Genomic DNA, 20719 nt, shown 5'->3' with positions numbered 1-20719 from the left:
CCCTTTGTAGGCACCGCAGGTCGGTCCTTCGGACCGATTGGCGAATGATTGGCTCTGTCTACGTTAAGTGTTGCTAGAAGGTTTCGAGCCCAGCTGATTGTCGAGCTTTGCTGATGCTTCTGGTTTCGCCCCCCGGGCGAGTCTCTTTTTTCAATCGCCAAAAAAGAAACCAAAAACGCTTGCCCCATCATCCGGCCCGACTGCGTCGGGTGCCCTCACTCCGTCGTAGTTCCGGGGGCCGGCGCGAAGGGCCATCCATGGCCAGTCGCGCCTCTCGTGGCATCCATGCCACTCGTCCCCCTGCGCAACGACTGCGTTCGGCCTCCTGGAGGGGCGTTGGCGGCTGCTCCAACGTTCTTCGTCCAGCGCATCGCCACGTGGTGCGCACGAACTTTCGTAGGATGGTGTAGAGCGAAGCGAAACCCATGCGGTGGGTGTGCCAGGAGTCCAGAAGGGCCCTGAAAGCGCCGCTCTTGAGACTTTCGTTGAATCCGCAACAGCTAACGCAGACAGAGCTAATGAATTCGCCCCTGCAGAGTGCTTCAATTCCCGCCGGTCACGCCCAACCCGACGCCCAGTTCCGCCGCCACCGCGAAGGGCAGCAACAGCGTCTCCAGCAACGCGCTGAACGGCAGGTCGAACGCCGCCCAGCCCGGCGCCTCGGCGCCGAAACGGTCCATGGGGCAGCAACCGCCATTGAGGGAGTACCAGTCCAGCCGGGTGCCGGAGTAGATGATGGGCGCGCCGGGCTTGGCCGCGTCCAGGGTGCGCACGGCGGCGCAGCCCTGGAGCGCCAGCAGCAACGCAACGACGCCGAGGCTCAGAATCCGGCGCTCAGTCATCGCTGCTCTGCAGGTGATGCTCGCCCCAGCGCGGCAGCATGTCCTGGGGGATTTCCAGCAGGTTGAGGATGCGCGCCACCACGAAGTCCACCAGGTCATCGATGGTCTGCGGCTGGTGATAGAAGCCAGGGGACGCCGGCAGGATGATCGCGCCGAGGTTGGAGAGCTTGAGCATGTTCTCCAGGTGAATGCTGGAATACGGCGCCTCGCGGGGTACCAGGATCAGCTTGCGCCGCTCTTTCAACGCCACGTCCGCGGCGCGCTCGATCAGGTTGTTGCAGGCACCGGTGGCGATGGCCGAAAGCGTCCCGGTGGAACAGGGCACCACCACCATCGCCCCCGGCGCGCCGGAACCGGAAGCCGCCGGGGCCATCCAGTCCTCCTTGCCGTAGACGCGGATCTGCCCCGGCGCCGCGCCGGTGTACTCGTTGAGGAAAGCCTGCATCGACTGCGGCTTGGGCGGCAGGGTGACCTCGGTCTCGGTGGCCATCACCAGCTGAGCGGCCTTGGAGATGAGGAAGTGCACCTCGCGATCCTCCTGCACCAGGCAGTCCAGCAGGCGCAGGCCGTACTGGGCGCCGGAGGCGCCGGTCATCGCCAGGGTGACGCGTTCGGGTCCGCTCATGTCGTCGTCCTCAGCCTTCCAGCGCCTTGGCCAGCTTGCCGTGCAGGCCGCCGAAACCGCCGTTGCTCATGATCACCACCTCGGTGCCCGGGCGTGCCTGGCCCTTGACGCGCTCGATGATCGCCTCCAGCGAATCGCAGACCACCGCCGGTACCGGGCAGGCGACGGCCGTGGCGGCCAGGTCCCAGCCCAGGTTCGGCGGCGCGTACCAGATCACCTGGTCGGCCTGGGCCACGCTCTCCGGCAGGCCGTCGCGGTGGGCGCCGAGCTTCATGGAGTTGGAACGCGGCTCGATGATGGCGATCACCGGCGCCTCGCCCACGCGCTTGCGCAGGCCGTCGAGGGTGGTGGCGATGGCGGTGGGATGGTGGGCGAAGTCGTCGTAGATCGTCACGCCTTTGACCTCGGCGACCTTCTCCATGCGCCGCTTCACGTTGCGGAAGGCGCTCAGCGCGGCGATGCCCAGTTCCGGCACCACGCCGACATGGCGCGCGGCGGCGAGGGTCGCCAGGGCGTTGGCCACGTTGTGCTGGCCAGTCAGGCTCCACTCCACGGTGCCCTGCACCTTGCCGTCGAACCGCACCTCGAAGCGCGAGCCGTCCTCGCTGAGCAGGCGCACCTGCCACTGGCCGCCTTCACCGGTGGTCTCGACCTTCGTCCAGCAGCCCATCTCCAGCACCCGCACCAGGGCCGGCTCGGTGGTGGGATGGATGATCAGCCCCTCGCCGGGGATGGTGCGCACCAGGTGGTGGAACTGCCGCTCGATGGCCGCGAGGTCGGGGAAGATATCCGCGTGATCGAACTCCAGGTTGTTGAGGATCGCCGTGCGCGGACGGTAGTGGACGAACTTCGAGCGCTTGTCGAAGAAGGCGCTGTCGTACTCGTCCGCCTCCACCACGAAGAACGGCGTGCCACCCAGGCGCGCGGAGATGCCGAAATTCTGCGGCACCCCGCCGATGAGGAAGCCCGGGCTCATGCCCGCATGCTCCAGCACCCATGCCAGCATGCTGGTGGTGGTGGTCTTGCCGTGGGTACCGGCCACCGCCATCACCCAGCGGCCCTGCAGCACATGGTCCGCCAGCCACTGCGGGCCGGAAACATAGGGCAGCCCCTTGTTCAGCACATGCTCCACCGCCGGGTTGCCCCGCGACAGCGCGTTGCCCACCACCACCAGGTCCGGCGCCGGGTCCAGGTGCGCGGGGTCGTAGCCCTGCATCAGCTCGATGCCCTGGGCCTCCAGCTGGGTGCTCATGGGCGGGTAGACGTTGGCGTCGGAGCCGGTGACGCGATGGCCGAGTTCCTTGGCCAGCACCGCGAGCGAACCCATGAAGGTGCCGCAGATGCCGAGGATATGGATATGCATGGATGACCTCTGGAAACGGGCTGGGGGAGCCCGAAAAAAACTTGTCGCAGGTTAGCACAGCGGCCCCGCCCGGAGCCCGGCCCTGCGGCATATGTAGAGGGCCGGACGGCGGTTTCATTCCCCGGGACGCACAGCGAATTCGAGGCGATGCCCTGCAAGCGCCCCCCTTGTTCAGGCGGGAGCCATGACCTCGTCGAGACCCAGCACCTTCAGGTAGCCAGCTACACCGTCGTCGGTCGAATAACCCCGTGCGCTGGCCGCCGCCTGCTGCCTCAGGGCGTGGAAGCGCTCGGGCTCGGCCAGCGCCGCCAGGGCCTTCTCGGCGATCCGCTCGGTATCGAAGAAATCCACCAGCAGGCCGTTGCGCCCATCCTCGATCACCTCGCGCACAGGCGCCGTGTCCGAGCCGATGACCAGGCAGCCGCTGGCCATGGCCTCCAGCAGGGACCAGGACAGGACGAAGGGGTAGGTCAGGTAGATATGCGCGGCGGAAACCTGCAGCACCCGCTTGTAGGTGGCATAGGGCACCTTGCCGAGGAAGTGCACCCGCTGCAGGTCGACCGGGTTCTCCGCCAGCAGCTTGCTGCGCCAGTTGGCGGCGCCCCTGGGCCGGCTGCCGTAGCTGACCTCATCGCCTCCGACCACCACCACCTGGCAGGTCGGGTGCGCCGCGAGGATACGCGGCAAGGCCCGCATGAAGCTATGGAAGCCCCGGTAAGGCTCGAGGTTGCGCGCCACATAAGTGAGGATCGGCTGTCCGGCCTTCAGCACCCGGCCGTCGGGCAGTTGCAGGCTCGCCTCGGGATCGGGGCCCAGCCCGGCGATATCGATGCCCTCGTGGATCACCCGCATGCCCTCGCGGTAAGCCGCAGGGTGCACGCTGCGCTGCCAGTGCGTCGGCGTGATGGCGAGGTCGCAGTTCTCCAGGTTGAGCAGGTGCAGCGCATTGCGGCTGCGGATGCTCGCGGCGCCGTTGGTATCGAGCGGAAACTCCGGGTCGAAGCCGGCATCGGCGCCACGGGCCTGGTAGTAGTACTCGCAGAAATGGATCAACCGCGCCGAGGGGAAGGCCTCCTTCACATACAGGCTCTCTCCCCAGCCGGGATGGGCGACCACCACATCCGGCCGGTAGCCCTTGCCCTTCAGGTCCAGCAACAGGCGCAGCACCTGCTGGCCATGCAGCACGCCATCCTCGAAGGTACGCACATAAGGGTGCGTCTGCGCACTCGCCTTGCGATGGGGTTTGTAGCGCAACAACCGCACACCCGGCAGGCCCGGCGCCTGCTCACGACCGATGGCCAGGACCTCGACATCGTCCCGCTTCGCCAGGTGAGCCGCGAGATGACGGAACTGGCCAGGGAAATTCTGGTGAATGAACAGCACGCGCATCCCGCCGCAACTCCTTTTGCAGGTCTTCCATGGCTGCCACCCCTCGGATTTGCCCAGGCGAGAAGCGGCAGAAAATCATGGCACTACGCCACAGGCGAAGGATGAACCGGGACGGGGGAGCAAGGAAAGCGGGCCGCGTGATGCGGCTCACGAACGGGTGATCAATAGCCTGAGTAAGAAATCAGGACGTAGCGCCCTTGATCCCCACCACCTCCAAAAACGCCCCCATCACCCGCCTCGCCCCCTGCTCCCTCAAACACACCAGCGTCTCGGTCATGCGTGGTTCGAAGTCGAGGATCGGCAGCACGTGCACGCCGCGGCTGGAGCCGAGTTCGGCGGCGGAGACGATGCCGACGCCGAGGCCGGCGACGACCATCTCGAACACCGCTTCGCGGCCTTCCACCTCGATGGCGGTGCGGGTTTCGAGGTGCAGGCGGTGCATCTCGTCTTCCAGCATCTGCCGGGTCATGGAGCCCTGTTCGCGCAGCACCAGCGGCGTCTGGTGCAGGTCGGCGAGGTAGATGGAGTCGCGTCCTGCCCAGGGGTGGGCGTCGGCGACGAAGGCCACCAGCGGGCCGCTGCTGAGCACGTGGGCGATCAGGCGCTCGTCGTCCACCGGGCGGCCGAGCACGGCGAAGTCGGCCTGGTAGTCGAACAGCCGGCGCAGGGATTCGTCGGTGTTGCCGGTCACCAGGCTGACGCGGATGCCCGGGTAGCGCTCGCAGAAGCGCGCGATGTAGGGCAGCAGGTGCATGGGCGCGTCCACCGCCAGGGTCAGGCTGCCGCTCTGCAGGGCGCGGGAGCTGGTGAGCAGTTCCTCGGCCTCGCGCTCGGCAGCGAACAGGCGCTGGGTGATGGCCAGCAGGCGCTCGCCCAGTTCGGTGAGCTGCACCGAGCGCTTGTTGCGGTTGAACAGCAGCACGCCGAAGCGTTCCTCCAGCTTGCGCACCTGGTCGGAAACCGCCGGCTGGCTGAGGCACAACTGTTCCGCCGCGCGGGTGAAGTTGCCGTGCACCGCCACGGCGTGGAAGGCCTTGAGCTGCGCCTGGGAAACCGACATCGCCCCTCCGATAAATAAGCTCTGCTTGTCAGTGAAATACCATAAATCGATTTCAGTTATTAACCATGAATTGGTCTGATCGACGCCAGTCCCGCCCACCCGCATCTGCTGGAGACGATCATGAGCCACGCCGAATTCCCCGCATCACATACGCCCCTCGCCGCGCCGGTCCAGGGCGAGCCCTACCTGCTGACCCCCGGCCCGCTGACCACCTCGCGCGCCACCAAGGAGGCCATGCTGCGCGACTGGGGCTCGTGGGACGCCGACTTCAACCGCGTCACCGCCGAGATCCGCCAGCAGCTGCTGGCCATGGCCGGGGTAGCCGACGACAGCTACGCCTGCGTGCCCCTGCAGGGCAGCGGTACCTTCTCGGTGGAAGCAGCCCTGGCCACCGCCATCCCCCGCGACGGCAAGGCGCTGATCCTGATGAACGGCGCCTACGGCCAGCGCGCCGCCAAGACCCTGGACTACCTGGGCCGCGCCCATATCGCGCTGGACAAGGGCGACTACCTGCCGCCGCAGCCGGACGAGGTCGACGCCCTGCTGCGCGCCCATCCCGAGGTGACCACCGTGTTCCTGGTCCACTGCGAGACCAGCTCCGGCATCCTCAACCCCCTGCGTGAGCTGGCGGCCGTGGTGAAGGCTCATGGCAAGCGCCTGATCGTCGACGCCATGAGCTCCTTCGGCGCAGTGCCGCTGACGGTGGACGAGGTGCCGTTCGATGTCCTGGTGTCCTCGGCCAACAAATGTATCGAGGGCATCCCCGGTTTCGGCTTCGTGATCATCCGCCGCGACCTGCTGGAGGAGTCCGCCGGCCGCGCCCACTCCCTGAGCCTCGACCTGCTGGAGCAGTGGCGCTACATGGAGCGCACCGGCCAGTGGCGCTTCACCCCACCCACCCACAGCGTGGTGGCCTTCCACGCAGCGCTGGAACAGCACGCGGCCGAGGGCGGCGTGCAGGGCCGCCTGGCGCGCTACACGCGCAACCGCGACGTGCTGGTGGCCGGCATGCGCGAGCTGGGCTTCGAGACGCTGCTGGAGGACCGCTGGCTGTCGCCGATCATCACCACCTTCTTCAGCCCCGAGCACCCGGCCTTCGAGTTCAAGCGCTTCTACGACGAGCTCAAGGCCCGCCAGTTCGTCATCTACCCCGGCAAGCTGACCCAGGCCGAGAGCTTCCGCATCGGCTGCATCGGCCAGATCGACGAGCCCATCGTCCGCCAGCTGCTGCGCGCCATCGCCGAGTCCCTCCAGGCGATGGGCGTGACCCTCGAGAAAACGGCGGCCTGACCCGCCCCCTTGGGCCGCCCGCCTACCCGAGCGGGCGGCCTCTTTTTCCGCGTCAGCCGGCCGCGCCGGCGAGGAGCCCGCCCACCCGAGACGATCAGCACCATGCCTGACGCACGGCCTCTGCCCTTCTGACCAGGCCAGGCGTTTAGACAGCCAGGAAGTACCAAGAACAACAACAGCCTCCCTCACGCACTGTCGCCAACCCACAGGGGTCAGAACCATGAACAACGCTGCAGGTGTCTTCCAGCACGGGTGGAAATCCATCCACCGCTGGCGTGTACAGATCTTCCTCATCACCTGGCTGGCCTATGCCGCCTTCTACTTCACCCGCAAGGCCTTCTCGGTGGCCAAGCTGGGCATCGGCGAAGACGTCGATTTCGAGCTCGACAAGTCGGCGATGGCCAACCTCGATGCCCTCTATCTCACCGCCTACGCCATCGGCCAGTTCACCTGGGGCATCTTCGCCGATCGCTTCGGCCCCCGCGTGATCGTCTTCGGCGGCCTGCTGGTCTCCGCGCTCGCCGCACTGGCCATGGGCACCTTCGCCACCCTGCCGATCTTCGCCACCTGCATGGTGATCCAGGGCCTGGCGCAGTCCACCGGCTGGAGCGGGCTGTGCAAGAACATCGGCTGCTTCTTCGCCACCCGCGAGCGCGGCCGGGTGCTGGGCTACTGGAGCACCTGCTACGCCTTCGGCGGCCTGGTCTCCACACCTTTCGCCGGCTGGTGGGCGTACCAGGTGTTCGGCGACTGGCGCGCGGCCTTCGTCTCCAGCGCGGCGGTGGTGCTGGTGGTGGCGGTGCTGTTCTGGCTGCTGCAGCGCAACCGCCCCGAGGAAGTGGGGCTGGAGCCGGTCGAGATGGAAGTGAAGACCTCGCGCGAGCTGAAGATCGAGCGCGACAGCCACTGGGTCTCGCTGCGCAAGATCATGGGCAACCGCACGGTGCTGGTCCTCGGCCTCGCCTACTTCCTGCTCAAGCCGGCGCGCTACGCGATCCTGCTGTGGGGCCCGATGATGGTCTACGAGCGCATGCCCGCCGTGGGCAAGGTCGCCTCGGCCATCGTGCCCACCGCCTTCGAGGTGGCCGGCCTGGTGGGGCCCATCCTCATCGGCATCGCCTCCGACCGCTGGTTCGGCGCGCGGCGCATGCCCGCCTGCGTCATCAGCCTGGTGGCGCTGACCCTGTGCCTGGGGCTGTTCGTGCCCGCGATGCAGAGCGGCAGCCTGTACCTGGTAGTCGGCCTGCTGTTCATGATGGGCCTGACCCTCTACGGCCCCGACTCGATGATCAGCAGCTCCGCCGCCATCGACTTCGGCACCACCGAAGCGGCCGGCACCGCAGCCGGCTTCGTAAACGGCTGTGGCTCGGTCGGCGCCATCCTCGGCGGCCTGCTGCCGGGCTACTTCGACACCACCACCGTGTTCATCGGCTTCACCGTCGCGGCCCTGCTCGCCAGCCTGATGCTGGTGCCGTTCTGGAACAGCCGGCCCAAGACCCTGAAGGTCCTCGACGGGCTCATCCCCTCCCCCACCCATGGCGGCCAGCCCCTCGGCACCCGCACCTGACTTCACCCCCAAGGAGACACCCATGAACTACCAACACCCCACCCACCTGCAAGCCGCCATCCTCGACTGGGCCGGCACCGTGGTCGACTTCGGCTCCTTCGCGCCGACGCAGATCTTCGTCGAGGCCTTCGCCGAGTTCGGTGTCACCGTCAGCCTGGAGGAAGCCCGGGGCCCGATGGGCATGGGCAAGTGGGACCACATCCGCACCCTGTGCGACATCCCCGCCATCGCCGAGCGCTACCGCGCCGCCTTCGGCCGCCTGCCCACGGACGAGGACGTCACCGCGATCTACGAGCGCTTCATGCCCCTGCAGATCGAGAAGATCGCCCTGCACTCGGCGCTGATCCCCGGCGCCCTGGAGGCCATCGCCAGCCTGCGTGGCAAGGGGCTTAGGATCGGCTCCTGCTCCGGCTACCCGGCGGCGGTGATGGCCAAGGTGGTGGAGCTGGCGCAGGAGAACGGCTATGTCGCCGACCATGTGGTGGCCACGGACGAAGTCCCCAACGGCCGCCCGCACCCGGCCCAGGCGCTGGCCAACGTCATCGCCCTGGGCGTCAGCGACGTGGCCGCCTGCGTGAAGGTGGACGACACCTGGCCGGGCATCCTCGAAGGCCGCAGCGCCGGCATGTGGACCGTCGCCCTGACCTGCTCCGGCAACGCCCTGGGCCTGACCTGGGAACAGTTCAAGGCGCTGCCTGCCGGCAAGCTGGACCAGGAACGCGCGCGCATCGCCCAGCAGTTCGAAGGCGCCCGCCCGCACTACCTGATCGACACCATCGCCGACCTGCCGAAGGTGATCGACGACATCAACGCGCGGCTCAAGCGTGGCGAGATGCCCCAGGGCGTGTGAAGAAACCGCCGAGGGCACCCTGTAGGGGCGATTTCAATCGCCAAGCAGCCCGCAGGGCTGCCCCGACTCGGTGTCACACGTAGCACCGCTGGTGGATGAAAAGAGCGCCATCCACCCTGCACCCGGTCGGATCGCGCAATGAACGAACCCGCCAATCGGCGGGTTCTTCATGTACGGCGGGCGACTGAAGCCGCCCCTACAGGCTGCGCGTCTCGATCGAGTGCTTGCGCAGCTTGCGGTACAGGGTGTTGCGGCTGATGCCGAGTTGCTCCGCCGTGCGGGTCATGTGCCAGCGCTGGCTTTCCAGGGCGGCGAGCAAGGCGCTGCGCTCGGCATCCTCCAGCGGGTGCGCCATGCATTCGGCAAGGGGGGCGGGCTCGGCGGCACGGCGCAGCTCGGCAGGCAGGTCGCCGAGGCGGATGCGGCCGTCCTCGCACAGGGCCGCCAGGGTGCGCAGCACATTGCGCAGCTGGCGCACGTTGCCCGGCCAGGCGTAGTCGAGCAGCGCCTGGCGCGCGTCCTGTTCCAGGCGGATGGCCTGGCCGCGTGCTTCCTCGTCCAGCAGGTGGTCGAGCAGCTCGGGGCGGTCGCTGCGCTCGCGCAGGGGCGGCAGGTCGATCACCAGGCCATTGAGGCGGTAATAGAGGTCTTCGCGGAAGCTGCCATCGGCCACGCGAGCCCCCAGTTCACGGTGGGTGGCGCTGATGATGCGCACATCCACGGCCTGGGCCTCGCCGCCGATGGGCACCACCTGGCGCTCCTCCAGCACGCGCAAAAGGCGGGTCTGCAAGGCCAGGGGCATGTCGCCGATTTCATCGAGGAACAGGGTGCCGCCGTCGGCCTGCTGCAGCTTGCCGCGCATGCCTTCCTTGCGCGCGCCGGTGAAGCTGCCGCCGCGATAGCCGAACAGCTCGCTCTCGATCAGGGATTCCGGGATGGCCGCGCAGTTGAGCGCGACGAAAGGCCGTTCGGCGCGGGAGCTGGCCAGGTGCACGGCCTTGGCGAAGGCCTCCTTGCCGGAGCCGGTCTCGCCGTTGACCAGCAACGGCACGTCGCGCTCGTACACCTTGAGTGCGCGACGGAAGTCGGCGGCCAGTGCCGGGTCGCCCAGGCACAGGCCGGGCACGGCGGGTTTCGCACGGGGCGGCACCACTTGCGGCAGCACGCGGGGCTGGCCACGCAGCACGGCATGCAGCGCGCGGCCATTGCGTGCACGCAGTGGCCAGCTGGCGGCGGGCTGCGGCTGGGCACGGCCGAGCAGGTCGTCCAGGCGGCAGTCGAAGAAGGCTTCCACGCTCTGCCCCAGCAGGCGCTCGCGGGAGCTGTCGAGCAGGTTGATGGCGCTCTGGTTCACCGCACGGATGCGCCCTTCACCGTCGAAGGCCATCAACCCCTCGCTGAACAGGCCCACGTACTCGGCCTGCAAATGGAAGCGCAGCAGCCATTCGCCCTCGAAGCGGCGCAGGAAGTAGCAGCTCTCGATCATCTTCGCCGAGAGGTTGACCAGCGCCATGGTGTGGAACTGGCTCTGCCGCGAGACGGCGTGGCGCGCGGACGACACGTCGAGCACCGCCAGCAGGTCGCCCTGCGGGTCGAACACCGGGCTGGCGGAACAGGTGAGTCCGGTGTGGCGGCTGCGGAAGTGCTCGTCCTGGTGGATGGTCAGCGCCTGGCGCTCGATCACGCAGGTGCCGATGCCGTTGGTGCCCTCGCGGGCCTCGCTCCAGTCGGCGCCCAGCCAGAGGCCGGCACGCTCGAAGGCCTGGCGTTCGGCAGCGGCGGTCACGCAGTTGAGGATCACGCCCCGGGCGTCGGTGAGCAGTACCGCATGGCCGGCACCGGAGAGCTGGTGGTAGAGGCTGCTCATCTCGCCGCTGGCGATTTCCAGCACCTGCTGCATGCCTTCGCGGCATTCGAGCATGCGCGCATGCTCCAGCACGGTCGGCGCCATGGGCAGGGCCGGGTCGAGGTGGTAGTCCTCCAGGCAACGCAGCCAGGAGCGAGCGATGGAAGGATCGGCGGCGGGCCCGCTGGACTGGGCCTTGCCTTGCGCCACGGTCAGCACTTGCCGAGCGTGGCGGCTCAGGTGGTCGTGCATTCTTGTCGTTCTCCATTGCGGGCTTGCGGGAGGCAGCCCGTGCCCTGGTGGGCACCCGCATCGCCGCAGCATCCACCAGCGCAGGCGGCTTTGCAATCGCCGGATGACCCACCGGTCAATGGCTGTACCGGATGCATGACAGACTGTCACCCGCCCCGTACCAGGCATGCGACAGCGCCCTTCGGCCAGCCGTTGCCCACGACGCCTGGAGCCTTGTCCCACGCGGCTTCCACCGGTCTGGCCCGGCCCTTGCTCTATGCTGATCAAAGCGCTTCGGCGCCAACTCCCCAATAAGCACAAGAGCCAGGAGATAGACCATGCGTTACGCCCAACCCGGAACCCCCGGCGCCATCGTTTCCTTCAAGGCCCGCTACGGCAACTACATCGGTGGCGAGTTCGTCCCGCCGGTCAATGGCCAGTACTTCACCAACACCTCGCCGGTGAACGGCCAGCCCATCGCCGAATTCCCCCGCTCCGACGCCGCCGACATCGACAAGGCCCTCGACGCCGCCCACGCCGCCGCCGATGCCTGGGGCAAGACCTCCGTGCAGGACCGCGCGCTGATCCTGCTGAAGATCGCCGACCGCATCGAAGCCAACCTGGAACTGCTCGCCGTCACCGAGACCTGGGACAACGGCAAGGCCGTGCGCGAGACGCTGAACGCCGACATCCCCCTGGCCGCCGACCACTTCCGCTACTTCGCCGGCTGCATCCGCGCCCAGGAAGGCGGCGCCGCCGAGATCAACGAGAACACCGTCGCCTACCACATCCACGAGCCGCTGGGCGTGGTCGGCCAGATCATCCCGTGGAACTTCCCGCTGCTGATGGCCGCCTGGAAGCTCGCCCCGGCCCTGGCCGCCGGCAACTGCGTGGTGCTCAAGCCGGCGGAACAGACGCCCCTGGGCATCAGCGTGCTGCTGGAGCTGATCGGCGACCTGCTGCCGCCTGGCGTGCTCAACGTGGTGCAGGGCTTCGGCAAGGAAGCGGGCGAGGCGCTGGCCACCAGCAAGCGCATCGCCAAGATCGCCTTCACCGGCTCCACGCCGGTGGGCTCGCACATTCTCAAGTGCGCCGCCGCCAACATCATCCCCTCCACCGTGGAGCTGGGCGGCAAGAGCCCGAACATCTACTTCGAAGACATCATGCAGGCCGAGCCGGCCTTCATCGAGAAGGCCGCCGAGGGCCTGGTGCTGGCCTTCTTCAACCAGGGCGAGGTGTGCACCTGCCCGTCCCGCGCCCTGGTGCAGGAATCCATCTACCCGGCGTTCATGGCCGAGGTGATGAAGAAGGTGAAGGCCATCAAGCGTGGCGACCCGCTGGACACCGACACCATGGTCGGCGCCCAGGCCTCCGAGCAGCAGTACGACAAGATCCTCAGCTATCTGGACATCGCCCAGCAGGAAGGCGCGGAAGTGCTCACCGGCGGCGGCGTCGAGAAGCTCGAAGGCAACCTGGCGACCGGCTACTACATCCAGCCGACGCTGCTCAAGGGCAACAACAAGATGCGCGTGTTCCAGGAGGAGATCTTCGGCCCGGTGGTGGGCGTCACCACCTTCAAGGACGAGGCGGAGGCCCTGGCGATCGCCAACGACACCGAGTTCGGCCTGGGTGCCGGCCTGTGGACCCGCGACATCAACCGCGCCTACCGTATGGGCCGTGGCATCAAGGCCGGCCGCGTGTGGACCAACTGCTACCACCTGTACCCGGCCCACGCCGCCTTCGGTGGCTACAAGAAATCCGGCGTCGGCCGCGAGACCCACAAGATGATGCTCGACCACTACCAGCAGACCAAGAACCTGCTGGTGAGCTACGACATCAACCCCCTGGGCTTCTTCTGAGGAAAACTCTCCTGGCCAGCTGCGCAGCTCGCATGGCCAGGAGAGGCCCCTTGTAGAACCGGGAACGGGCGCCAGTCAGGCGGCGCCCGGTCCGCTCCACCCCGGCTCCATCCGACTACAACAACAAGAAACGGTGAACACCATGTGCATCACGCCTCGCTGCTGCCCGCAGTCGGTGGTCCGTGCCCGCTCGGGCCACGCGCCGCCTCCCGCCTCTCCGATCCGTCGCCCCACTTCCCTCAAGGCAACCTCCGGAGACACGCATGACAACCACTAACCAACTCAAGCCCACCCTCGGCACCCTGCACCTCTGGGGCATCGCCGTCGGCCTGGTGATTTCCGGCGAGTATTTCGGCTGGAGCTACGGCTGGGGCGCCGCCGGCACCCTCGGCTTCCTGGTCACCACGCTGCTGGTGGCGACCATGTACACCTGCTTCATCTTCAGCTTCACCGAGCTGACCACCGCCATCCCCCACGCCGGTGGCCCCTTCGCCTACAGCAGCCGAGCCTTCGGTGAGCGCGGCGGCCTGATCGCCGGCATCGCCACGCTGATCGAATTCGTCTTCGCCCCACCGGCCATCGCCATGGCCATCGGCGCCTACCTCAACGTGCAGTTCCCCGAACTCGATCCCAAGCACGCGGCGGTCGGTGCCTACTTCGTGTTCATGACCCTGAACATCCTCGGCGTCAGCATCGCCGCCACCTTCGAGCTGGTGGTCACCGTGCTCGCCGTGGCCGAGCTGCTGGTGTTCATGGGCGTGGTGGCACCGGGCTTCAGCTTCAGCAACTTCGTGCTCAACGGCTGGGCCGGCTCGGACACCTTCAGCAGCGCCTCGATCTCCGGCATCTTCGCCGCCATCCCCTTCGCCATCTGGTTCTTCCTCGCCATCGAGGGCGCGGCCATGGCCGCCGAGGAAGCCAAGGACCCGAAACGCACCATCCCGCGCGCCTACGTGGCCGGCATCCTCACCCTGGTGTTCCTCGCCATCGGCGTGATGATCATGGCCGGCGGCGTCGGCGACTGGCGCCAGCTGTCGGGGATCAACGACCCGCTGCCCCAGGCCATGAAGGCAGTGGTCGGCGAGAACTCCGGCTGGATGCACATGCTGGTATGGATCGGCCTGTTCGGCCTGGTGGCCAGCTTCCACGGCATCATCCTCGGCTACTCGCGGCAGTTCTTCGCCCTCGCCCGTGCCGGCTACCTGCCGCGCGGCCTGGCCAAGCTGTCGCGCTTCCAGACCCCGCACCGCGCCATCATCGCCGGCGGCGTGATCGGCATCGCCGCCATCTACAGCGACGGCCTGATCAACCTGCAGGGCATGAGCCTGACCGCCGCGATGATCACCATGAGCGTGTTCGGCGCCATCGTCATGTACATCATCAGCATGCTCAGCCTGTTCAAGCTGCGCAAAAGCGAACCGAACCTGGAGCGCACCTTCCGCGCGCCGGGCTACCCGATAGTCCCCGCCATCGCCCTGCTGCTGGCGGTGGTGTGCCTGGTGGCCATGGCCTGGTTCAACACCCTGATCGGGCTGATCTTCCTGGCGATCATGGCGGTGGGCTTCGTCTGGTTCCAGTTCACCGCCCACCACCGCGCCAGCGCCCCCGCCGACGCGATGCTGACCCGCATCTGAGCCCCCAGGCCGGCCCCGCCGCAATGGCGGGGCCGGCGCAGACAGGACGATCGACATGGCAGTTTTTACCCATAGCGTCGGCGGCCAGACCTGGCGCTTCGACAGCCTCAAGGAGGTCATGGCCAAGGCCAGCCCGGCACGCTCCGGCGACTTCCTCGCCGGGGTCGCCGCCAGCAGCGACGGCGAGCGCGTGGCCGCCCAGATGGCCCTGGCCGACATCCCGCTCAAGCACTTCCTCGACGAAGCGCTGATCCCCTACGAAGACGACGAAGTCACCCGCCTGATCATCGATGGCCACGACCGCGCCGCCTTCGACCCGGTCAGCCACCTCACGGTCGGCGGGCTGCGCGACTGGCTGCTCGGCGATATGGCCGACGAGACCTCACTGCGCGCCCTGGCGCCCGGGCTGACGCCGGAGATGGCCGCCGCGGTGTCGAAGATCATGCGCGTGCAGGACCTGGTGCTGGTGGCGCAGAAGATCCGCGTCGTCACCCGCTTCCGCAACACCATGGGCCTGCGCGGGCGCATGTCCACGCGGCTGCAGCCCAACCACCCCACCGACGAGCCCGCCGGCATCGCCGCGAGCATTCTCGACGGCCTGCTCTACGGCAACGGCGACGCCATGCTCGGCATCAACCCGGCCACCGACAGCCTGTCATCCATCTGCGCGATGCTGGAGATGCTCGACGCCATCATCCAGCGCTACGAAATCCCCACCCAGGCCTGCGTGCTCACCCACGTCACCACCTCGATCGAAGCCATCAACCGTGGCGTACCGCTGGACCTGGTGTTCCAGTCCATCGCCGGCACCGAGGCGGCCAACGCCAGCTTCGGCATCAGCCTGGAGATCCTCCGCGAAGGCCACGAGGCCGGCCTCTCGCTGAAACGCGGCAGCCTGGGCAACAACCTCATGTACTTCGAGACCGGCCAGGGCAGCGCGCTCTCGGCCAACGCCCACCATGGCGTCGACCAGCAGACCTGCGAGACCCGCGCCTACGCCGTGGCACGCCACTTCGACCCCTTCCTGGTCAACACCGTGGTCGGCTTCATCGGCCCCGAATACCTCTACAACGGCAAGCAGATCATCCGCGCCGGGCTGGAGGACCACTTCTGCGGCAAGCTCCTCGGCGTGCCCATGGGTTGCGACATTTGCTACACCAACCACGCCGAAGCCGACCAGGACGACATGGACATGCTGCTGACCCTGCTCGGCGTCGCCGGCATCAACTTCATCATGGGCATCCCCGGCTCCGACGACGTGATGCTCAACTACCAGACCACCTCCTTCCACGACGCCCTCTACGCCCGCCAGAGCCTGGGCCTGCGCCCGGCCCCCGAATTCGAGGCCTGGCTGGAACGCATGGGCATCGCCCACCAGCGGGACGGCCGCGTGCGCCTGGGCGAGCAACTGCCGCCCGCCTTCCGCCAGGCCCTGGCGCAGCTCGGCTGAGGAGCCCTCGATGACCCACGACAAGCGCCCCGCCCTGGACAACCCCTGGCGCGAACTGCGCCGCCTCACCCCCGCGCGCATCGCCCTCGGCCGCGCCGGCACCAGCCTGCCCACCGAAGCCCAGCTGGACTTCCAGTTCGCCCACGCCCAGGCCCGCGACGCCGTACACCTGCCCTTCGACCGCGCCGCCCTCGCCGCCGAACTGGCCGAACGCGGCCGCGACAGCCTGCTGCTGCACAGCGCCGCGGCCGACCGCCACACCTACCTGCAACGCCCGGACCTGGGCCGACGCCTGGACGACGACTCGGCCCAGCGCCTGCGCCAGCACGCCGAAGCCAACCCCGGTGGCTACGACCTGGCGCTGGTGATCGCCGACGGCCTGTCGTCCCTCGCCGTGCAACGCCATGCCCTACCCTTCCTCCAGCGCTTCGAGGAACAGGCGGCGGAAGACGGCTGGCGTACAGCCCCCATCGCCCTGGTGGAACAGGGCCGCGTGGCGGTGGCGGACGAAGTGGCCCAACTGCTCGAGGCGAAGATGGTGGTGATCCTCATCGGCGAACGCCCCGGCCTCAGCTCCCCCGACAGCCTCGGCCTGTACTTCACCTGGGCACCCCGCGTCGGCCTCACCGACGCCAGCCGCAACTGCATCTCCAACGTGCGCCTGGAAGGCCTCTCCTACGGCCTGGCCGCCCACCGCCTCATCTACCTGATGCGCGAAGCCAGCCGCCGCCAGCTCTCCGGGGTCAACCTCAAGGACGACTCCCAGGTGCCGCTGCTCGACGGTGCCGAGCAACCCGTGCGGGGGAATTTCCTGCTGGGCAGCTGAACCTGTAGGCGCGCATTCGATCGCGATGACGGGGAAACCGGGCCCTGGCTATCCCCTGCGCGGCCGGCGCGATGGGTTTAGCTTCGCTCCAAGCCATCCTGCGGAAGCTCATTCACGGGTTCGGCAGCGGGGTTCCCTGCCCTGTGACTGAACGGCACGCAACGCCAGCGGTCGAGATGGAAACCACGACTTACGTGACGGGCCCCGCGATCCGGCCGGGTCAGGGTGGCCGCCACTGGACAAGCGCCGCGGCCCAGCCATGCTGTCTGCTCGTCCCGCAGCCATTCGACAGGACTCTTCATGACCGACCTTTCCGCCTTCCCCATCACCCACAAGTGGCCCGCCCAGCATCCCGACCGCCTGCAGCTCTACTCGCTGCCCACGCCCAACGGGGTAAAGGTGTCGATCATGCTCGAGGAGATCGGCCTGCCCTACGAGGCGCACAAGGTCAGCTTCGATACCAATGACCAGCTGTCCCCCGAATTCCTCTCCCTCAACCCGAACAACAAGATCCCCGCGATCCTCGACCCGGACGGCCCCGGCGGCCAGCCGCTGGCGCTGTTCGAGTCCGGCGCCATCCTGCTCTACCTGGCGGAGAAGAGCGGCCGCCTGATACCCGACGACGCGGCCGGGCGCTACGAGGCGATCCAGTGGCTGATGTTCCAGATGGGCGGGATCGGCCCGATGTTCGGCCAGCTCGGCTTCTTCAACAAATTCGCCGGCAGGGACTATGAGGACAAGCGCCCGCGCGACCGTTACGTCGCCGAGTCCAGGCGCCTGCTGGCGGTGCTCGACCGACGGCTGCAGGGGCGCGACTGGCTCCTGGACGACTACGGCATCGCCGACATCGCCACCTTCCCCTGGATACGCAACCTGGTCGGTTTCTACGAAGCGGGCGAGCTGGTCGGCTTCGATGACTTCTCCAACGTGAACCGCGCGCTGCAAGCCTTCCTCGCACGTCCGGCGGTGGCACGCGGCCTGAAGATCCCGGGATGAGCGCCAGGCAGGAGCCGGACGGCCCGGCGCACGGTGGCCGGATGGATTTACACGGCCCTGCATCCGCAGGTTCCCAGCCCGAGCAGGTGTACATGGACCCCATTCCCCCGAAGCCCAACGAAGACCTGAGCGCACGTGGCTACGAGCTGCTGGTCAAGGCGGTGGTCGACTACGCCATCTATATGGTGTCGGTCGAGGGCCGCATCGTCAGCTGGAACGCCGGCGCGGAGAGGATCAAGGGCTACAGCGCCGAACAGGCCATCGGCCAGCACCTGTCGATGTTCTTCACCGACGAGGACCGCGCCGCCGGCCGTCCGGCGCACCTTCTGGCCACTGCGCTGACCACCGGCCGCGCCCAGGACGAGGGCTGGCGGGTGCGTCGCGACGGCACACGCTTCTGGGCCCTGGCGGTGATGGACGTGGTGCACGACGAAGAGGGCCGGGTCATCGGCCTGGCCAAGATCACCCGCGACATGACCGAGCGCCACGACTCCGAACTGCAGCTGCAGGAACTGCGCGCCCAACTGTTCCAGGCGCAGAAGCTCGAAGCCCTGGGCCAGCTCACCGGCGGCATGGCCCATGACTTCAACAACCTGCTCACGGTCATCATCGGCGCCTCGGCGCTGGCCGCCCGCACCCAGGACCCCAAGCGCCTCAAGGAGCTCCTGGGCAGCATCCACGAAGCCGGCCTGCGCGGCAGCCACCTGACCCAGCACCTGCTCTCCTTCGCCCGTCAGCGAGACCAGCAGCAACAGCTCGTGGAGCTGGAGAACACCCTGCATTCGGCGCAGATGTTCTTCACCCAGGCGCTGCCCAAGGGCATGAGCCTGGAGCTGCAGCTGTGCCCGCCGCTGCACCCGATCCTGGTGGACCCGAGCCAGCTGGAGATGGCCCTGCTCAACCTCATCTTCAACGCCCGCGACGCCATGCAGGAGAGCGGCACCATCGTGCTGCGCGCCGAAAACCGCCGGCTGCAGGGCGAGTGGGAGAACCTGCACGGCGACTTCGTCCTGCTCACGGTGCGTGACAACGGCGTCGGCATCGCGCCCGAGATCCTGCCGCGCATCTTCGAGCCCTTCTTCACCACCAAGGGCCTCGGCAAGGGCACCGGGCTGGGGCTGAGCCAGGCCTACGGCTTCATCCGCCAGCAGGGTGGCACCATCCGCGTGGACAGCACGCCGGGCGTGGGCACCAGCGTGACCCTGTGCCTGCCCGCCCGCCCACGCGAGGCCCGCTGAAAAGCAGGCGCAGTGCACAGGAACTAGTTCGGGGCGCACGACTCTATCGCTGACCGGAGCCCGGCAGCGTAGAATCGCCGGGATTCAGGCCGACCCCGACACCCGGACGCAGTGCGCAACGCCGGCGGACCGGGCTCCAGAGCAGGTGCAGTCGGCCCTTTCCAGCGAACTTCCAGATGAGGCAGGCCAGAACTTGGAACAGCTAAAACGCCTTCAGAGCGGCATCGAAGGGCTGGATGCCCTGTTGAAGGGTGGCTTGGTTGCCGGTGCGTCCTACATCGTCCAGGGCCGTCCCGGGTCGGGAAAGACCATCCTCGCCAACCAGATCGCCTTCAACCATGTGCGCGACGGCGGGCGGGTGCTGGTCGCCACCCTGCTGGCCGAAACCCATGAACGGCTCTTCCAGTTCCTCTCCACCCTGAGCTTCTTCGACGCCTCGCAGATCGGTGCGCAGATCCAGTTCGTCAGCGCCTTCGACACCTTGGAGAACGAAGGCCTGGACGAAGTGGTCAAGCTGCTGCGCCGCGAGATCAGCAGGCAGAAGGCCACCGTGCTGATCGTCGACGGCCTGCTCAATGCCCGCTCCAAGGCGGATACCCCGCTGGACACCAAGAAATTCATCGGTGAGCTGCAGGGCCACGCCGCGTTCGCCGGCTGCACCGTGCTGTTCCTCACCAGTGCGCGCCTGGACGACGGCAGCCCCGAGCACACCATGGTCGACGGCGTGATCGAGCTGGGCGAAGAGCTGTTCGGCGCCCGCTCGGTACGACGCATCCAGCTGCGCAAGACCCGTGGCAGCGGCGCACTCTCCGGCCTGCACGAATGCGAGATCACCGACGACGGCCTGGTCGTCTACCCGCGCCTGGAAACCCTCTACAGCCGTCCTTCCCGTACCGATAACGCGGACCTGCACCGCGTATCCAGCGGCATCAGCGGCCTCGACGCGCTGATCGACGGCGGCCTGCCGCGCTCCTCGGCCACCCTGGTGATGGGCCCCGCCGGCGTCGGCAAGACCAGCCTCGGCATCAGCTTCCTCGCCCAGTCCACGCCGGAGGAGCCGGGCCTGCACTTCGGCTTCTACGAGTCGCCCGAGCGCTTGCGCCTGAAGGCACGCAGCATCGGCGTCGACCTCAAGGCCCTGGAAGAAGCCGGCGCCCTGCACCTGATGTGGCAGCCCACCACCGAAGGCCTGCTCGATGGCCTCGGCGCACGCCTGATCAATGCGGTGACCGAGAAGGGCATCAAGCGCGTGCACATCGACAGCCTCGGCGGCATGGCGCGCGTCGCCACCAACCAGGCGCGCCTGGTGGAATTCTTCAGCGCGCTGATGAACGAGTTGCGCGCGCTGGACGTCACCGTCTTCGCCACCTGGGAGATGCGCGACCTGTACAGCGCCGATATCAACGCCCCGGCGCCGGAGCTTTCGAGCATCGTCGACAACCTGGTGCTGATGCGCTACGTGGAAATGAACTCTGAACTGAAACGACTGCTGTCGATTCTGAAGATGAGGGACAGCCGCTACGATCCCTCTTTGCTGGAAGTCCTCATCCATGACCACGGCATCGCACTCGACAAGGCCTTCAAGAACGCGACCGCCGTCATGTCCGGGGTTGCCACACCCAATGCCGGCATCTGAAACCCGCCCATCGGTCA

Annotated in this window: 16 protein-coding genes; 10 read left to right on the top strand and 6 right to left on the bottom strand. The window is 67.7% G+C overall.

Annotated elements, in window-relative coordinates; all coding sequences use genetic code 11:
• Positions 1-542: 542 nt before the first annotated feature.
• From HSX14_RS04760 to HSX14_RS04740, 5 genes are all read right to left on the bottom strand, one after another.
• Positions 543-842 carry a YceK/YidQ family lipoprotein gene (locus HSX14_RS04760; protein WP_173178465.1) on the bottom strand — a complete coding sequence of 100 codons (300 nt, stop codon included), beginning with the start codon at positions 840-842 and terminating at the stop codon, positions 543-545.
• Entirely contained in the window at positions 835-1467 is a 633-nt protein-coding gene (gene ubiX / locus HSX14_RS04755; protein ID WP_173178464.1) for a flavin prenyltransferase UbiX, read from the bottom strand. The genes HSX14_RS04760 and ubiX overlap by 8 nt, the downstream gene beginning before the upstream one ends.
• Positions 1468-1477: 10 nt before the next feature.
• On the bottom strand, positions 1478-2830 hold the full coding sequence (gene mpl / locus HSX14_RS04750; RefSeq protein ID WP_173178463.1) for a UDP-N-acetylmuramate:L-alanyl-gamma-D-glutamyl-meso-diaminopimelate ligase: 1353 nt from the start codon (positions 2828-2830) through the stop codon (positions 1478-1480).
• Between the two features lie 171 nt (positions 2831-3001).
• Entirely contained in the window at positions 3002-4219 is a 1218-nt protein-coding gene (locus HSX14_RS04745) for a glycosyltransferase family 4 protein (RefSeq protein ID WP_173178462.1), read from the bottom strand.
• Positions 4220-4400: 181 nt separating this feature from the next.
• Positions 4401-5279: a LysR substrate-binding domain-containing protein gene (locus tag HSX14_RS04740; RefSeq protein ID WP_173178461.1), complete on the bottom strand. Its 879-nt coding sequence runs from the start codon at positions 5277-5279 to the stop codon at positions 4401-4403.
• Between the two features lie 120 nt (positions 5280-5399).
• On the opposite strand from HSX14_RS04740, the gene HSX14_RS04735 reads away from it, so the two are divergent.
• The 3 genes from HSX14_RS04735 to phnX all read left to right on the top strand — a co-directional run bounded on the left by HSX14_RS04735 (position 5400) and on the right by phnX (position 8986).
• A complete protein-coding gene (locus HSX14_RS04735) occupies positions 5400-6569 on the top strand; it encodes a 2-aminoethylphosphonate--pyruvate transaminase (protein ID WP_173178460.1) in 1170 nt (389 codons plus the stop codon).
• A gap of 220 nt (positions 6570-6789) precedes the next feature.
• Positions 6790-8136, top strand: coding sequence for an MFS transporter (locus HSX14_RS04730; protein WP_173178459.1), 1347 nt, complete (start codon positions 6790-6792; stop codon positions 8134-8136).
• A 22-nt stretch (positions 8137-8158) separates the two neighbouring features.
• Entirely contained in the window at positions 8159-8986 is an 828-nt protein-coding gene (phnX, locus tag HSX14_RS04725) for a phosphonoacetaldehyde hydrolase (protein ID WP_173178458.1), read from the top strand.
• A 196-nt stretch (positions 8987-9182) separates the two neighbouring features.
• On the opposite strand, the gene HSX14_RS04720 is transcribed toward phnX, so the two are convergent.
• The gene (locus tag HSX14_RS04720; RefSeq protein ID WP_173178457.1) at positions 9183-11084 is read right to left on the bottom strand and encodes a sigma-54-dependent Fis family transcriptional regulator; all 1902 of its coding nucleotides are present in this window, start codon (positions 11082-11084) and stop codon (positions 9183-9185) included.
• Positions 11085-11401: 317 nt separating this feature from the next.
• On the opposite strand from HSX14_RS04720, the gene exaC reads away from it, so the two are divergent.
• From exaC to HSX14_RS04685, 7 genes are all read left to right on the top strand, one after another.
• A complete protein-coding gene (exaC, locus tag HSX14_RS04715; protein ID WP_175384241.1) occupies positions 11402-12922 on the top strand; it encodes an acetaldehyde dehydrogenase ExaC in 1521 nt (506 codons plus the stop codon).
• A gap of 263 nt (positions 12923-13185) precedes the next feature.
• A complete protein-coding gene (gene eat / locus HSX14_RS04710) occupies positions 13186-14556 on the top strand; it encodes an ethanolamine permease (protein WP_173180379.1) in 1371 nt (456 codons plus the stop codon).
• A 55-nt stretch (positions 14557-14611) separates the two neighbouring features.
• On the top strand, positions 14612-16006 hold the full coding sequence (locus HSX14_RS04705; protein ID WP_173180380.1) for an ethanolamine ammonia-lyase subunit EutB: 1395 nt from the start codon (positions 14612-14614) through the stop codon (positions 16004-16006).
• 10 nt (positions 16007-16016) lie between these two features.
• Positions 16017-16832 (top strand): ethanolamine ammonia-lyase subunit EutC, encoded by an 816-nt coding sequence (gene eutC, locus HSX14_RS04700; RefSeq protein WP_173180381.1) that lies wholly within the window; start codon positions 16017-16019, stop codon positions 16830-16832.
• 300 nt (positions 16833-17132) lie between these two features.
• On the top strand, positions 17133-17828 hold the full coding sequence (locus HSX14_RS04695; RefSeq protein WP_173180382.1) for a glutathione S-transferase N-terminal domain-containing protein: 696 nt from the start codon (positions 17133-17135) through the stop codon (positions 17826-17828).
• Between the two features lie 92 nt (positions 17829-17920).
• The gene (locus HSX14_RS04690) at positions 17921-19066 is read left to right on the top strand and encodes a two-component system sensor histidine kinase NtrB (protein WP_173180383.1); all 1146 of its coding nucleotides are present in this window, start codon (positions 17921-17923) and stop codon (positions 19064-19066) included.
• A gap of 193 nt (positions 19067-19259) precedes the next feature.
• Positions 19260-20702 (top strand): ATPase domain-containing protein, encoded by a 1443-nt coding sequence (locus HSX14_RS04685; protein WP_173180384.1) that lies wholly within the window; start codon positions 19260-19262, stop codon positions 20700-20702.
• Positions 20703-20719: the final 17 nt, after the last annotated feature.

This window comes from Pseudomonas tohonis (genome assembly GCF_012767755.2).
Lineage (GTDB): Bacteria > Pseudomonadota > Gammaproteobacteria > Pseudomonadales > Pseudomonadaceae > Metapseudomonas > Metapseudomonas tohonis.
This window is presented reverse-complemented; position numbering and strand designations above follow the sequence as displayed.